This is a genomic window from Actinokineospora iranica, assembly GCF_900101685.1.
Lineage (GTDB): Bacteria > Actinomycetota > Actinomycetes > Mycobacteriales > Pseudonocardiaceae > Actinokineospora > Actinokineospora iranica.
Genome location: NZ_FMZZ01000002.1, coordinates 81,973 through 97,423 on the forward strand (window position 1 = coordinate 81,973; position 15,451 = coordinate 97,423).

At 71.5% G+C, this 15,451-nt stretch carries 13 protein-coding genes; 2 read left to right on the plus strand and 11 right to left on the minus strand.

Annotated elements, in window-relative coordinates:
- Positions 1-100: 100 nt before the first annotated feature.
- The 9 genes from BLS56_RS05655 to BLS56_RS05695 all read right to left on the minus strand — a co-directional run bounded on the left by BLS56_RS05655 (position 101) and on the right by BLS56_RS05695 (position 10,411).
- Entirely contained in the window at positions 101-877 is a 777-nt protein-coding gene (locus tag BLS56_RS05655) for an IclR family transcriptional regulator (protein WP_175482688.1), read from the minus strand.
- Positions 878-903: 26 nt separating this feature from the next.
- Positions 904-1,296, minus strand: a complete 393-nt coding sequence (locus BLS56_RS05660; RefSeq protein ID WP_091448880.1) for a rhodanese-like domain-containing protein — start codon at positions 1,294-1,296, stop codon at positions 904-906.
- A gap of 154 nt (positions 1,297-1,450) precedes the next feature.
- Positions 1,451-2,062: a TetR/AcrR family transcriptional regulator gene (locus BLS56_RS05665; protein WP_091448881.1), complete on the minus strand. Its 612-nt coding sequence runs from the start codon at positions 2,060-2,062 to the stop codon at positions 1,451-1,453.
- A 12-nt stretch (positions 2,063-2,074) separates the two neighbouring features.
- The gene (locus BLS56_RS05670) at positions 2,075-3,244 is read right to left on the minus strand and encodes an acyl-CoA dehydrogenase family protein (protein ID WP_091448882.1); all 1,170 of its coding nucleotides are present in this window, start codon (positions 3,242-3,244) and stop codon (positions 2,075-2,077) included.
- Complete coding sequence (locus BLS56_RS05675; RefSeq protein ID WP_091448883.1) at positions 3,241-5,208, minus strand: acetyl/propionyl/methylcrotonyl-CoA carboxylase subunit alpha; 1,968 nt, start codon at positions 5,206-5,208, stop codon at positions 3,241-3,243. The genes BLS56_RS05670 and BLS56_RS05675 overlap by 4 nt, the downstream gene beginning before the upstream one ends.
- 5 nt (positions 5,209-5,213) lie before the next feature.
- Positions 5,214-6,812 (minus strand): acyl-CoA carboxylase subunit beta, encoded by a 1,599-nt coding sequence (locus BLS56_RS05680; protein WP_175482689.1) that lies wholly within the window; start codon positions 6,810-6,812, stop codon positions 5,214-5,216.
- 13 nt (positions 6,813-6,825) lie between these two features.
- Positions 6,826-8,013, minus strand: coding sequence for an acyl-CoA dehydrogenase family protein (locus BLS56_RS05685; protein WP_091448884.1), 1,188 nt, complete (start codon positions 8,011-8,013; stop codon positions 6,826-6,828).
- Positions 7,968-9,566, minus strand: coding sequence for an acyclic terpene utilization AtuA family protein (locus BLS56_RS05690; RefSeq protein ID WP_228771455.1), 1,599 nt, complete (start codon positions 9,564-9,566; stop codon positions 7,968-7,970). The genes BLS56_RS05685 and BLS56_RS05690 overlap by 46 nt, the downstream gene beginning before the upstream one ends.
- Positions 9,567-9,622: 56 nt before the next feature.
- Positions 9,623-10,411, minus strand: a complete 789-nt coding sequence (locus BLS56_RS05695; RefSeq protein WP_091448886.1) for a TIGR03084 family metal-binding protein — start codon at positions 10,409-10,411, stop codon at positions 9,623-9,625.
- A gap of 78 nt (positions 10,412-10,489) precedes the next feature.
- On the opposite strand from BLS56_RS05695, the gene BLS56_RS05700 reads away from it, so the two are divergent.
- Positions 10,490-10,990 carry a GNAT family N-acetyltransferase gene (locus BLS56_RS05700; protein ID WP_091448887.1) on the plus strand — a complete coding sequence of 167 codons (501 nt, stop codon included), beginning with the start codon at positions 10,490-10,492 and terminating at the stop codon, positions 10,988-10,990.
- 72 nt (positions 10,991-11,062) lie between these two features.
- Positions 11,063-12,298: a hypothetical protein gene (locus BLS56_RS05705; protein WP_091448888.1), complete on the plus strand. Its 1,236-nt coding sequence runs from the start codon at positions 11,063-11,065 to the stop codon at positions 12,296-12,298.
- On the opposite strand, the gene BLS56_RS05710 is transcribed toward BLS56_RS05705, so the two are convergent.
- Together BLS56_RS05710 and BLS56_RS05715 are read right to left on the minus strand one after the other, a co-directional pair.
- Positions 12,295-13,680 (minus strand): glutamine synthetase, encoded by a 1,386-nt coding sequence (locus tag BLS56_RS05710; RefSeq protein ID WP_228771411.1) that lies wholly within the window; start codon positions 13,678-13,680, stop codon positions 12,295-12,297. The genes BLS56_RS05705 and BLS56_RS05710 overlap by 4 nt on opposite strands.
- Positions 13,677-15,425 carry an IucA/IucC family protein gene (locus BLS56_RS05715; protein WP_091449253.1) on the minus strand — a complete coding sequence of 583 codons (1,749 nt, stop codon included), beginning with the start codon at positions 15,423-15,425 and terminating at the stop codon, positions 13,677-13,679. The genes BLS56_RS05710 and BLS56_RS05715 overlap by 4 nt, the downstream gene beginning before the upstream one ends.
- Positions 15,426-15,451: the final 26 nt, after the last annotated feature.

Below are 15,451 nucleotides of genomic sequence, written 5' to 3' on the forward strand. Positions count from 1 at the left end.
TTCGACGTTAGGCAGCCTTGGGCGGCGGCGGTGGCGCGTCCACTCCGCAGGCTCTTATACTGGTCAGTCTGGTTAGGACAGACAAGTAAATCCCGCAGTCTCAACGGTTCTGCAACAAGGGCGCAATCTTGGCCGCGGTAAGCGCCGACAATTCGACCACATGCTCGAAGCGGTCTTCGGTCAGCCGGACGGCTGGCCCTTGCACCGCGATCGCCGCCAAGACCCGCTCACCGGAATCGCGCACCGGAACGGCGACGGCGCGGACACCGGGGACGCGTTCCTCGTCGTTGAGCGCCCAGCCGCGGTCGCGGACGGCGCGGAGTTCGGCGTGCAGCGCGTCCGGGGAGGTGATGGTGTTCCGGGTGAGGCGGGCGAGGTCGCCGAGGTGGTCGATGGTCGCGGCCAGGTCGTCGTCGCCCGCGATCAGGCACTTGCCCATGGCCGAGGTGTGCAGCGGCACCCGGGTGCCGCGGGCCTGGTCGAACCGCAGCGGCTGGCTGGAGGCGACGTCGAGCACCACCTGCACCTCGCGTCCCGCGCGGATGCCGAGGTTTACCGACTCGCCGGTAGCGGCGGCGAGTTCCTGCAACACCGGCAGCACCTGGTCGTAGCCAAGCTGCTCGGCGGCCCGCATCCCCAGCACGAGCAGCGCGGGGCCAAGCTGGTAACGGTCACCCCGGGGCGCCCGCATGAGCAGGCCGCCGTCGGTGAGCGCGCGGGTAAGACGGTGTGTGGTGCTTACCGACAGTCCGGTAAGCCGGGCGATCTCGCTGACGCCCTTGGTGACCTCGCCGGTCTCGAAGCACCGCAGCACGGCCAGCGCGCGCTCGATCGCCTGGGCGCCCGTCCGGCCGTTCTGCTCCCGCAGGTCAGACACCGGCGGATTCTGACACACCTGCCAGCTCAGGTGATGCCGGGCAGGCCGCCGTCGGTGACCGGGAGCCCCTCGGCGTCCCAGGCGCGGAAGCCGCCGATCAGGTCGATCGCGTTGCGCAGGCCCAGGTCGCGCAGGTCGCGCACGGCGAGGCTGGACGCGTAGCCCTCGTTGCAGTAGACGATGACCACGCTGTCCTCGGTGATCTCCTTGATGCGGTCCGGGCATTTCGGGTCGAGCCGCCATTCCAGGACTATCCGCTCGACCGGTAGCGCGCCCAGGATCTCACCCTCGGCCAGCCGGTTGTAGTACGGGCGGATGTCCACCATGAGGGCACCCTCCCGTTGCAGCCGGTAAGCCTTGACCGGATCGACCCGGTCGATCCGCGAACGCGCCTCGGCCAGCACGGCTTCGATGGACATCACACCTCCGGAGCGCCCCGCTGTTGTCGCTGTCATTTGCTGTCGTCACTATCGCCGCTGTCTTGGCTACCTACTGATGGTGGCACGCTCCGCACCGTCACACCGCGCTTTCCACTTTGTGGAATGCCATGCCAACGTTGGATCAGCGCTGGAGTCAGCCGGGGGCGTCGTTCACGATGGCGGCCAGGGTCGACGCCCACTGGTCCAAGACGCGGCGGCGACGCTTGCCGTCGTCGGTCAGCAGGTTGGCCAGGCCAAGGCCACGGGCCATGTCCAGGGTCGCCTGCACCAGTTCCCGCACGCCAGGGCGGGTCTCGTCGACGCCGAGCGCGGCCACCGTGAGCCGGTGGGCCTCCCGGCCGAGCTGCGCCTCCAGCGGGACGACCTGGGCGCGCAGCTGGTCGTCCGACGACGCGGCGACCCAGAGTTGCAGCGCGGCGCGGAACAGCTTGCTGGAGTACATCTCGCCGATGGCGTGCACGACGTACTCGATGCGGTCGCGGCCCGGCGGCAGGTTCGGCAGGCCGTCGCGCATGTGCGCCAGCCGCTCCTCGGTGACGTACTCGATGGCGGCGGTGAACAGGTCCTCGCGGGTCGGGAAGTGGTGCTGCGCCGCGCCCCGGGACACGCCCGCGCGCTCGGCGACCACGGAGACCGTGCTGCCCGACCAGCCGACGTCGGCGAGGCAGTCGACCGCCGCGGCCAGCAGCCGGGCCCGGGTGGCCCGGCTGCGGTCCTGACGGGGCTCGCGGACCGCCTCGCTCACTTCATCTCACCTCTAATACGACTTGGGCAGCCCCAGGCTGAACTGGGCCACGAAGTTCAGGATCATCTCGCGGCTCACCGGGGCGATCCGGGTCAGCCGGGACGCCGCGACGAGGGCACCGAGACCGTACTCGCTCGCCAGGCCGTTGCCGCCATGTGTCTGGACAGCGGCGTCGACGGCCTTGACCACGGCCTCGCCCGCGGCGTACTTGGCCATGTTCGCCGCCTCGCCCGCGGCCATGTCGTCGCCGCCGTCGTAGAGGGCGGCGGCCTTCTGGGTCATCAGCTTGGCCAGCTCCAACTCGATCTTGGCCTGCGCCAGCGGGTGCGCGACGGCCTGGTGCGCGCCGATCGGCTCCTTCCACACCGTGCGGGTCTTGGCGTAGTCGACGGCTTTCTCCAGCGCGAACCGGCCCATGCCCACGGCGAAGGACGCGGCGAGGATGCGCTCGGGGTTCAGGCCCGCGAACAGCTGCATGAGCGCGGCGTCCTCGGAGCCGACGAGCGCGTCGGCGGGCAGCCGCACGTCGTCGATGAACAGGGAGAACTGGTAGTCGGCCGAGACGATGTCCATCTCGATGCGCTGGTAAGCGAAGCCGGGGGCGTCGGTGGGGACGATGAACAGCGCGGGCTTGAGCTTGCCGGTCTTGGCGTCCTCGGTGCGGCTGACGACGAGCACGGCCTGCGACTCGTCCACACAGGAGATGAAGACCTTGCGGCCGTTGAGGACCCAGGTGTCGCCGTCCCCGTCGTTCACGCGCCGTGCGGTGGTGGTCAGCCGGTGCGCGTTGGACCCGGCGTCCGGCTCGGTGATGGCGAAGGCCATCCGGACGGTGCCGTCGGCGAACCCGGGCAGCCAGCGCCGCCGCTGCTCGTCGGTGCCGTAGCGGGCGATGATCGTCGCGCAGATCGCGGGCGAGACGACCATCTGCAGCAGGCCGGTGCCCGCGGCGCCCAGTTCCTCGCAGACCGCGGCGAGGTCGCCGATGCCGCCCCCGCCGCCGCCGAACTCTTCGGGGACGTTCACGCCGAGGTAGCCGAGCCTGCCCGCCTCGTCCCACAGCTCGGTGGTGTGGCCGCCGGACTTCGCGGCCTTGAGCGTGTACTCGTGGCCGTACTTGCGGCCCAGTTCGGCGACGGCCTTGCGCAGCGCCTGGCGCTCTTCGGACTCGGTGAAGCTCATGACTCCTCCTCGGCTTGCACTGCGTGCACGATGGCGAGCACCCGGCCCACATCCACTTGGTCTCCCGCGGCGACCGGCAACCGCGCGACCACGCCGTCGGCGGGCGCGTCGACGCGGTGCTCCATCTTCATGGCCTCCAGCCACAGCAGCGGCTGGCCCGCGGCCACCCGCTCCCCCGCCGCGACCGCGACCCGCACGACCGTGCCGGGCATCGGGGCGAGCAGCGAGCCCGCCGCCACCTGCGCCGCCGGGTCCGGGAACCGTTCAGCGACAGCGAGTTCGACCGTGCCCCACGGTGAGTCCACACAGGACACTCGGGGGTAGCGGGACACCGCGAAGCGGCGCAGCACGCCCTCGACTTCCAGCAGCACCGCGCCCGGGTCGGCCGACACCAGCCGCACCCCGTCGAAACCCTCGGCTTCCAGGCCCGCCCGGCTGACCCGGTAGCGGATCTCGTGGTCGCCGAACGTCTTCACCTGCGGCTGCGACACGACATTGCGCCAGCCGCCGGGAACGCGGCCGAGAACCCGCGCCGAAGCCCGGTTCGCCTCGGCGTCGGCCAAAGCGGCGGCCAACGCGGACAGCGCCTCGGTCTCCTTGTCCACCAGGGGTTCGGCGAGCACGGGCAGGCCGTGCCGGTCGAAGAACGCGGTGTCGGTGTCGCCCGCGCGGAACGCCGGGTGCCGCAGCACCCGGACCAGCAGGTCGCGGTTGGTGCGGACACCGTGGATTCGGGCCCGGGTCAGCGCGCCAGCCAGGGCGCGGGCGGCTGTGGCGCGTTCGGGCGCCCAGGCGATGACCTTGGCCAGCATCGGGTCGTAGTGCACGCCGACGACCGAGCCGGACTCGACGCCGGAGTCCAGCCGCAACCCCGAATCACCAGCGCATCCGAACGTCGCGGTGACGCCGGGGACCTCGAACCGGTGCAGCGTGCCGCTTTGCGGGCGCCAATCGTGCGCGGGGTCCTCGGCGTAGATGCGGACCTCGATGGCGTGGCCCCGGCTCGCGGGCGGCTCGGCGGGCAGCGCCGCGCCCTCTGCGACGGAAAGCTGCGACCGCACCAAATCCAGACCCGTGACGCACTCGGTGACCGGGTGCTCGACTTGCAGGCGGGTGTTCATCTCCAGGAAGTAGAACCGGCCCGACTCGTCGGCCAGGAACTCCACCGTGCCCGCGCCCTCGTAGCCGATCGCGGCGGCGGCCACGCGGGCGGCGGCGAACAGCCGCTCCCGCATCCCTTCGGTGCGCTCGACCAGCGGCGACGGGGCCTCTTCCACGACTTTCTGGTGCCTGCGCTGGATCGAGCACTCCCGCTCGCCGACCGCCCAGACCGTGCCGTGCCGGTCGGCCATGACCTGGACCTCGATGTGCCGCCCGGTCTCCAGATACGGCTCGCAGAACACGGTGGGGTCGCCGAACGCCGACGCCGCCTCGGACCGCGCCGCCGCCAACTCGCCTTCCAGGTCTTCGAGTCCGCGCACCACGCGCATCCCACGTCCGCCGCCGCCCGCCGAGGCCTTGACCAGCACCGGCAGATCAGCCTCGGTCACATTGTCTATTTGGGATAGAACGGGAACACCGGCCTCGGCCATCAGCCGCTTCGACTCGATCTTGGAGCCCATCCGCTCGATCGCCTCGGCTGGCGGGCCGACCCAGGTGAGCCCGGCATCGATCACCGCGCGGGCGAAGTCCGCGTTCTCCGACAGGAAGCCGTAGCCGGGGTGAACGGCGTCGGCACCCGCGTCCAGCGCGGCCCGGATCAGGAGATCCGGCCGTAGATAGGTCTCGGCGGGGGTGTTTCCGGGCAGGCGGACGGCGGTGTCGGCCTCGCGCACGTGCGGGGAGTCCGCGTCGGCGTCGGAGAACACCGCCACGGTGGCGATGCCGAGGTCGCGGGCCGTGCGGAACACCCGCCGGGCGATCTCGGCGCGGTTGGCGACCAGCACGCTCTGGATCTGGCTCATGTCACTCACATCCGGAAGACGCCGAAGCCGGTGGCGCCCTCGATCGGTCCACTGTGGATGGCGGACAGGGAGATGCCGAGCACCGTGCGGGTGTCGCGCGGGTCGATGATGCCGTCGTCGTAGACCATGCCGGACAGGAACATCGGCAGCGACTCGGCTTCGATCTGGCCCTCGACCATCGCGCGCATGGCGGCGTCGTGCTCCTCGTTGTAGACCTGCCCCCGGCTCTGGGCGCCCTGCCGCATGACGATCGAGAGCACCCCGGCGAGCTGGGCCGGGCCCATGACCGCGGATTTCGCGCTGGGCCAGGCGAACAGGAAGCGCGGGTCGTAGGCGCGGCCGCACATGCCGTAGTGGCCCGCGCCGTAGGAGGCGCCCATGAGCACGGAGATGTGCGGGACCGTCGAGTTGGACACCGCGTTGATCATCATCGCGCCGTGCTTGATGATGCCGCCCTGCTCGTACTCCTTGCCCACCATGTAGCCGGTGGTGTTGTGCAGGAACAGCAGCGGCGTGTTCGTCTGGTTGGCGAGCTGGATGAACTGGGTGGCCTTCTGCGACTCCTCACTGAACAGCACGCCGCGCGCGTTGGCGAGAATGCCGACCGGGTAGCCGTGGATCTGCGCCCAGCCGGTGACGAGACTGCTGCCGTAGAGCGGTTTGAACTCGTCGAAGTCGGACCCGTCCACCACCCGGGCGATGACCTCGCGCGGGTCGAACGGGACTTTGAGGTCGCTGGGCACGATCCCGAGCAGGTCCTCTGGGTCGTGCTCCGGCTCGGCGTAATCGGCTTGCGGCGCGGGCCCCTGCTTCTTCCAGTTGAGCCGGGCCACGACGCGCCTGCCTAGCCGGATCGCGTCCCGCTCGTCCACGGCGAGGTAGTCGGCGAGCCCGGACACTCGGGCGTGCATCTCTGCCCCGCCAAGGGATTCGTCGTCGGATTCCTCACCGGTCGCCATCTTCACCAGGGGCGGGCCGCCGAGGAAGACCTTCGCGCGCTCCTTGACCATCACCACGTGGTCGGACATGCCGGGCAGGTACGCGCCGCCCGCCGTGGAGTTGCCGAAGACGACCGCGACCGTGGGCACACCCGCCGCCGAGGCCCGGGTGAGGTCGCGGAACGTGCGCCCGCCGGGGATGAAGATCTCCTTCTGCGTCGGCAGGTCCGCGCCGCCGGACTCGACCAGGTTGATGGTCGGCAGCCGGTTCTGCGCGGCGATGTCGGCGGCGCGGAAGCCCTTCTTCATGCCCCACGGGTTGATCGCCCCGCCCTTGACCGTGGGGTCGCTGGCGTTCACCAGGCACTCGACGCCCTCCACGACGCCGATGCCGGTGACCAGGCTGCCGCCGACCTGGTAGTCGGTGCCCCACGCGGTCAGCGGGGACAGCTCAAGGAACGGCGAGTCCGGGTCGAGCAGCAGTTCGACCCGTTCACGGGCAAGCAGTTTGCCCCGATCGCGGTGCCTGCTGACGTATTTCTCGCCGCCCCCGGCCACCGCCTTGGCGTGCTCGGCGTCCAGCTCGGCGAGCTTGTCGAGCATGGCCTCGCGGTTGGCCTGGAAGTCAGGGCTGCCCGCGTCCACAGCGGACCGAAGGACGGTCATGGCGTCTGTCCGTTCACGAGGTGTACCCCAATCGCTTGGCCGCGAGGCCGGTCATGATCTCGTTCGTGCCGCCGCCTATGCCGAGAATGCGCATGTCGCGGTAGTGCCGCTCCACTTCGGACTCCCGCATGTACCCGAGGCCGCCGTGCAGCTGCACCGCCTGGTGCGCCACCCATTCGCCCGCCTCGACGGCGGTGTTCTTGGCGAAGCAGACCTGGGCGATGACGTCCTCGCCGGCGAGGTGGCGCAGGGCGACGTCACGCGTGTACGCGCGGGCGACGTCGATCTTGCGGGCCATCTCGGTCAGCGTCGTCTGCACGGACTGCCGGGAGATCAGCGGCCGCCCGAAAGTCTCCCGCAGGCGGCACCACGCCAGGGTGAGGTCCAGCGCGCGCTGCGCCGCCGCGTACGCCTGCACGGCCAGGGTCAGCCGCTCGGCGACGAAGTTCATCGCGATCTGGATGAACCCGGTGTTCTCCTGCCCCACCAGGTTCGCCACCGGCACCCGGCAGTCCGCGAAGGAGAGCTCGGCGGTGTCGGAGCAGTGCCAGCCCATCTTCTCCAGCCGCCGGGTCACTGTGAACCCGGGCGTGCCCTTCTCGACGACCAGCAGGGAGATCCCGTGCGCGCCCGCGTCCCCGGTCCGCACGGCCGTGGTGACGAAGTCGGCCCGCACGCCTGAGGTGATGAACGTCTTGGCGCCGTTGACGACGAACTCGTCACCGTCCCGCTTCGCCGTGGCGCGCAGGCCCGCGACGTCCGATCCGCCGTCCGGCTCGGTGATCGCCAGCGCCCCGATCAGCTCGCCAGCCAGGGTCGGCCGCACCCACCGGTCGATCTGCGCGGGATCACCGGCGGCGGCGAGGTGCGGAACCGCGATGCCGCAGGTCATCAGGGACGCGATCAGCCCGCCGGACGCGCCCGCGTAGTGCATTTCCTCCACCACGACCATCGCGTCGACCAGGTCGCCGCCCTCGCCGCCGACGGCCTCGGGGAAGCCGACGCCGAGCAGGCCGAGAGCGGCGGCGGAGCGGTGCAGCGAGCGCGGCAGCTCGCCCGCGCGCTCCCAGTCGTCCAGGTGCGGCAGGACTTCCGCGGCTATGAACGCGCGCACAGTAGCCCGCAACTCGCGGCGCTCGGGGGTGTCGAACGGGCTCACAGGAAGGCCTCCGGGATGTGGGCGTGCCGGGCGCGCAGCCATTCGCCGAGCGCCTTGGCCTGCGGGTCGAACCGGGTCGCCGCCGCGACGCCCTGGCCGAGCAGGCCGCGCACGACGAAGTTGACCGCGTTCAGGTTCGGCAGCGGATGCCGCTCGATGTCGAGGTCTTTCGTCTCGGGCAGCAGTTCGCGCAACCGGTCGACGGTGATTTCGCTTACCAGCCAGTCGAACGCTTCCGGCAGGCGCGCCCAGACGCCGAGGTTCGCGTCGCCGCCCTTGTCCCCGGACCGGGCGCCGAGCACCGCGCCGAGCGGCGCCCACCGCACCGGCCCGGAAACCTGCCGCGGCTCCACCTCGATCCACCGGGGCGGCACCGGGGCCGCGTCCGGCCACGGGATGGCCCGGCGTTCGCCGTCCGGCAGCACGGCGACGTGCTCGACGGCTGACCGTTCGACGTATTCCGGCCTATAGACGCCCACCGGTGTGCCGTCCGCGGGCGGCGCGGTGAGGGTGAACCCGGGGTAGCTGCCGAGCGCGAGTTCCACGGTGGCGCGGGAGAAGGCCTTGGCCCGCGCCGGGTCCGTGGTCTTGACCGTGGCGTGCAGCAGGGCGCTGGCGGCTTCCTCGGTGTCGGCGTCCTCGTGGTCGGTGCGCGCCAGTGTCCAGGTGAGACCATCCGCGCCGATCACGCTTTCCAGTTGGCGGCGGGCAAGAGCCGCCTTGGCGTCGATGTCGAGTCCACACAGGACGAAGGTCGCGCTGTTCCGGAAGCCAGCCAGGGTGTTGACGCACACCTTGACCGTCTCCGGCGGCGGCCCGCCGCGCACGCCGCTGATCCGCACCCGGTCGGCCCCGTCGTCGGCGAGTGCGATCGTGTCGAACCGGGTGGTGACGTCCGGCCCCAGGTAGTCGGGGCCTTGGATCTCGTAGAGCAGTTGCGCCGTCACGGTTTCCCGCGTCACCGCGCCGCCAGTGCCCGCGTGCTTGGTGATCACCGCGGACCCGTCCGCGTGCACTTCGGCGATCGGGAAACCGGGGTGGCCGAGGTCGGCGATCTCGGTGAAGAAGGAGAAGTTGCCGCCCGTGGCCTGCGTCCCGCACTCGATGACGTGGCCCGCGACGGTCGCGCCCGCGAGCGCGTCGTAATCCGTTGTGTGCCAACCAAAGTGCGCCGCGGCAGGCCCGACCACAAGCGAGGCGTCGGTGACCCGCCCGGTCACCACGACATCGGCCCCCGCCCTGAGACATTCCGCGATTCCCCACGCCCCCAGGTAGGCGTTGGCGGTGAGCGCGCCGTCGAACCCGAGCGGCAGCAGGTCGTCCCCCTCGACGTGGGCCACCCGCACATCCAGCCCAAGCCGCTCGGCAAGCCCGCGCACCGCGTCGGCGAGCCCAGCCGGATTGAGCCCACCAGCATTGGCGACGATCTTGACGCCCTTGTCGACAGCGACGCCGAGGGAGTTCTCCAACTGACGCAGGAACGTCTTGGCGTAGCCGCCGCCGGGGTCCTTGAGCCGCTGCCTGCCGAGGATGAGCATGGTCAACTCGGCGAGGTAGTCGCCGGTGAGGACGTCCAGGTCGCCCCCGGTCAGCATCTCGTGGACCGCGCTGAGCCGGTCCCCGTAGAACCCGGAGGCGTTGCCGATGCGGATCACGCCCGCTCCCGCCCGCCGCCGGGCGCCCCGGCAAACGCTTGCGCGATGCCCAGCCACTCCTCCGCGTCCGCGCCATCGGCCACCAGGCCGGTGTCCGCGCGGTGAATCCGCTGGGTGACCAGCAGGCAGAAGTCGAGCGCCGGACCGGCGACCCGCTGCCCGGCGTCCTCGGGCCCCCAGGTCCACAGTCCCCCGTCCGGCGCGGCCAACTCGACCCGGAACGGGTCGACCGGCGGCGTCTTACCGTTGACCAGGAAAGCGAAGTCCCGCGTGCGCACCCCCAGATGGGCGACATGCCGAAGCCGCGCCGTCGCCACCCGCGACACCCCCAGCGCCGCCGCGACGTCCCCCGCGTGCGCCCAGGTCTCCATCAGCCGCGCCGTCGCCATGGACACCGCGCTCATCGGCGGCCCGTACCAGGGCAGCTTCACCCCTGCCGGGACCTCGGCCAGCGCCGCGGCCAACCCGTCCCGCGACCGCCGCCACCGCCCGAGCAGTTCCGCGGGCGGCAGCGCGGCCCCCTCAGCGGCACCGTCATCCACGAACCGCTGCGGATTCCCCGCCGCCAGCGCCCGCGCCATCTCCGCCCGAAACCCCTCGGCGTCGGTCACCGCCAACAGCGCCCGCTCGTCAGTCCAGGCCAGATGCGCGATCTGATGCGCCACCGTCCACCCCACCGCGGGCGTCGGCCTCCCCCACCCCGCGTCGGGGAGATCAGCCACCCACGAGTCCAACTCCGCGCCCTCGGCCCGCAGATCCGCGAGCAGCGCTGTCAGGTCGATCACGGGTCAACCGTCGCACGGGCTGGGCAACTTTTCAAGCATTCGTGCTTGATTGTTTTTCGGCACTGCCACACTTCCCCGGTGAGCATCGATCTGGCACCCGTGCACGAACCGGACAAGCCGGTCCTCGCGAACCTGCTGCAGTTCTACCTGCACGACTTCGCCGAGATCCGGGCAGGCGAGCTGACACCGCACGGCACGTTCGTCTACCGCTACCTCGACAGCTACTTCACCGAACCCGCCCGCGAGGCCTACCTCATCACCGTCGCGGGCGCCCTCGCGGGCTTCGCCATGGCCCGTGGCGATGTCGACCCGGGCTGCTGGAATGTCGCCGAGTTCTTCGTCGCGCGTGGGCGCCGCCGCTCCGGTGTCGGCCGCGGCGCCGCCCGGCGGCTCTTCTCCCGACACCCGGGTGAGTGGACGCTGTCCGTCGACCACGACAACGCCCCGGCCATGCGGTTCTGGCAGCAGACCGTCGCCGGGGTGGCCGAAGGCCCGGTGATCCGGACCGACCAGCACCCGCCCGAGGTCGACCACGCCAGCACCCGGCTCCGGTTTCGGGTGCGCCAACCCCGCGACTAGGGGCAACGGGAAGGCCAGACCACTGCCCTTCCGTCCCTTCCGGTGACCAGCGCGAGTCGGCAGTCTGCCCTCATGTTCAAGCAGGACGGGGCCGAGCACGAGCAGCGAGCGCCGCGTCGCGCGGTGAAGGCAGAGCCCGAGGCGGACCCGGTGTCCCCGACCGCGTTGCTCGGGCTGCAACGCACCGCCGGAAACGCGACGGTGGCGCGGATGCTCGCCGACCAGCCGCAGGTCCAGCGCTATGTCGTCGTGCACCCCGGGGAGGCGGCCTATCCCGTCCAGGGCACCCAGTCGGCGCAGGAGGCGAGTGCGGACTTCTTCCCGGCCCAGGAGCGGATCGGCGACAGCTACGTCGACGCGGGCGGCGAGATCAACCTGCGCTACCGGGGGGCAGTGCCGCTGCGGATCTCGGCCAAGCGAGATCTCGCCATCGAGGACAGCGGGTCGGCTGACACCCAGATCCAGGCGAAGGCGTTCTTCGCCACCGAGCGGCGCATCGCCGAGGCCAACGCCAACCTCAAGGGCCTGGTCACGCTGGCCAAGGCCGCGAGCGGCAACTTCCTGGAACTGCGCAGGACGAGCAGGTTCCTCAAGATCAAAACCGGTGAGGATGAGGTGATCCTCTGGCAGGTGGAGCCGGTGGTCACCCATGACACCTTCCTGGAAGGCCGGGTGGTGGAGCGCGGACTCGACGTCCGCCTGGCCCAGCGGTGCAACGAGATCGCCACCTCGGTCTCGGGCAGGCGCGGGCTTCCCGAGACCGGTGTGGAGCGGTACTTCGCCGCCATCGCCGACGTCCTCGGCGAGTTGACCGACACCTCCAGCCGCGATCGCAAGCGGACGCTGGCGCAGGCGCGGAACGCGGTGCAGAGCACCCGGTGGGATGACCCGGCCCACCGGGACCGCACCGACGAGTACACCGAGGTGCTGGCCGGGATGATCCAGGAGACCATGGCCCTGCGCGACACCCCGGGCTACACCGCCGCGGTCCGCCGCTTCAAGCTCGACGAGTTCACCCCGCCACCGCAGATCGGGGACGTGCTGATGATCAAGGCCCTGCGGGAGGACTCCACCTCCGGGTCACTGGACTTCCACTTCGGCGCGGTGGTGGCCCGCAGCGGCGGCGACTACATCACCATGGAGAACTTCGCCCGCCACGCCGCCAACGACACCCTCAGCAGCGGCGACCCGCAGTGGTACTTCCAGATGTACGGCACCGAGGACCCGGCGCAGAGCTGGCACCGGGAGTGGGACTGGGCGGGCCGGTTCCAGAACCGCCTCGTGCTCAGCATCCTCATCGGCGGCTAACTCCGCAGGTCGCCCCGAGCCCGGTGCCAGGGGGTGACGGTGTCCAGGGCGGTGTCCAGTTCCTCGCCGAGCATGGCCGCGCGGTGTTCGACGGCGGCCTCGCCGAGCAGGGGGACGGCCAGCTTCGACGTGGTCAGCCGGTGCAGGGCTTCCCACGGGGTTCTGGCGAGGTCGCCGACCAGTTTTCCTTCCGCGGGCAGGGAAAGGCGGTCGTCGACGCCGGAGAGGCCAGCGGCCAGCAGGGCGGCGACGACCAGGTGCGGCTGGGCGTCCGCGCCCGCGAAGCGGGCTTCCATGCGCAGGGACGGGCCGTGGCCCGCGAGGCGCACCGCGGCGGTGCGGTCGTCAGTGGCCCAGCGCAGCGTGCGGGGCGAGAACGGGGCCGTGCGCAGGCGCACGTAGGAGTTCCAGGTGGGGGCCCAGAACGCGGTCAGGTCGGGGGCGGCGCGCAGGACGCCCGCGAGGAAGTGGCCGAACAGGGTGGACGGCTCGGTCGGGTGCGCGCCCGCGACCAGCGGGAGGCCCGCGGGGTCGGCCAGGGACAGGTGGATGTGGCAGGAGCTGCCCGCGCCGGACCGCTCGGCGGCGAGGTATCCCGCGCGGACGCCCGCGGCGGCGGCGGCCTGGCGAACGGCGAGTTGGTGCAGCATGGCGTCGTCGCAGGCGGCCAGGGCGTCACGGTGGCGCAGCACGATCTCGTACTGGCCGGGGTGGCATTCGCCGCGGGCGGACTCCAGGCCCAACCCGAGGGTGTCGACGGCGCGGTTGACCTGGTCGAGCACGGCGGTCAGCGGGGACAGGGCGCCGACGGCGTAGTCCAAGCCCGCGGTGGTGAGCGGGGCGCCGTCGGGGGTGGTGAAGGTGACCTCGTGCTCCACCCCGACCGACGGGACCAGGCCGACTTTCTCCGCCGCGGCGAGTTGGTCGCGCAGGGTGGTGCGCGGCGCCTCCGGGACGGGGCGGCCGTCCGGCCACTCGACGTCGCAGACCACCAGCCACGTGGCGGGGTCGGCCGGGGACGGGGCGAGGGTGGCCAGGTCGGGGCGCAGGCGCAGATCGCCGTAGCCGCCGAGGAACTGGTCTATCGCGGGAGCGTTGACCGCCTCCCGCTCCGGACTCCAGCCGAACACATAGGAGCAGAGGCCGTAGCCGGACGAAAGCACAGTGTCCACAAAGAACTCCGCGCTCAACTCGACCGCCGCGAACCGGGCGTGCGGATCAGGCACCAGACAAACGATCCGCCGCACACTGCCCGCGGCGACCGCGGCGCGCAGCGCCCCCGACAGCGCGGTGGCCGCCTGCGCGCGGGCGGCAAGAGTGCGCGCCCCAACCGGGCGGCGATGGTCGATCCCGCCCGACAGCGCCGAGTTCGGCGCGGTCACCAGGCGCCGTCCGGATCCGGGCCTGCCAGTGGGTTGGCTGCGCGGCCGAAGCGGACGTCGAACTCGTCGTCGCGGTCGATCTTGTCGAAGCCCTGGCCTGCGAGGTGTTCCCGGTTGAGGCAGACGCGCTCGACGTCGGGGGCGAACAGGCGGCAGGCGTCGAACCGGGCCGCTGTCTCGGGGTGGGTGTCGCGGTACGCGCCGACGATCTCGCGGACCAGCGCCCACAAGCGGGGGCGCGGGTAGTCGAGTTCGTCTTGCAGGATCTCGGCCAGGAAACGGAGTTGCCCGGCGAACACGGAGCTGAACAGGGACTGGGCGAGCAGGTGCGCGGGCCAGCGCAGCATGTCCGCCTTCGCCGCCGGGCCGAGCAGGTCGTAGGCGGCGACGGGCTCGTCGAGCAGGTCGACGCCCTGGGCGAAGTCCTTGATCGCCACCCGGTGCGGGACGCCGCGGGTGTCGGTGACCAGGATGAGGTTCTGGCCGTGCGGGCAGAATCCGACGCCGTGCGCGAGCAGCCAGTGCAGCAGCGGGGTGAGCAGCAGGTCCAGCGTGCGGCGCAGCCAGTCCTCGGTGTCCATTCCGGACCCGCGGATCAGCCGGGCGATCACCGATTCCCCGTCCGGGCCGCGATAGGGCAGCGCGGCGAAGGAGATCGCCCGCTCCTGCGGCATGACCCGGGTGCGGATCGGCTCCCGCCACAGCGCGCCCAGCGTCTCGTGGAACCGGTACGGCAGCTCTTCGATCGCGCCGAACAGCGGGTGCAGCACGGACACGCTGGCGACCTCGCCGAGCAGGTCGAACCGGTACCGGTCGCGCAGCAGCTCGTCGTCCTCGTGCACCGCCCGCAGCCACGTGGTGACCTCCGGCGCGGCGAGCGTCGCCGCCGACGCCAGGCCCCGGTAGACGAGGGTGTTGCGCACCGACACCGCGGTCTTCACGTCGAACCGGGTCGGGTGCGAGGCGTTGGCCAGCGTCCGCACTGTCTGGTGTGGACGGTAGCGGTCGGTGCTGTAGCCGACCGGGACAACGGTTCCCTTGGCGAGTTCGGCGGCGTAGAGGGTGCCGACGATCTCATCGAGCTGCCACGGGTGCACCGGCATCAGCACGTAACTGTCCGGATCGGACAGATGCGACCGAAACTCGGCGACCTTGGTCGCGCCCAGTTCCTCGGCGAGCAGCCGTTCCTCCGACAGCGTTGCCACACAACGGAACTGCGCGTAGTCCCGGTGCACGGCCAGCCACGGCAGCGCGAATCCCGCACCGGCTTCGGGCGCGTAGCGGGCGCGGTCGCTCGCGGAGAAGCCGACCCGGCCCTTGTTCAGCACCAGGCGGGGATGCCCGGTGAGGCAGCCGTCCGCGGCGTCGTAGTCCACGGCGACCAGTTCGGCCGCGGTCGGCGGGTCCGCCAGCCGCGCCGCCTCGTTGGCCACCGTCGCGGTCAGCTCGGCGAGCACGTCGGCCAGGCGCAGGCCGGTCAGGCCGAGTTCCTTGCGCGCGTCGACCACGAGCGTGCGCGGGTCGTCGGCTGGCTCGCCGTCGCGGGTCGCCGTGCCCGCGCGCACCGCCCACGACTCGAACGCCCCGCGCCGCGCCGCGAACCGGTACACCGCGCCGCCGACCAGCTCCAGCCGCCACGGCTGGTATCCGTCAGCCGCGCCAGCACCGTCGGACTCAGCACCGCTTGAATCAGCACCGTCTGGTTCCGGCCGCAGCAGGCCCTCGTAGCTCAGCTCGCCCAGCATCTTGTGCACCACCAGCGCACCCGCGT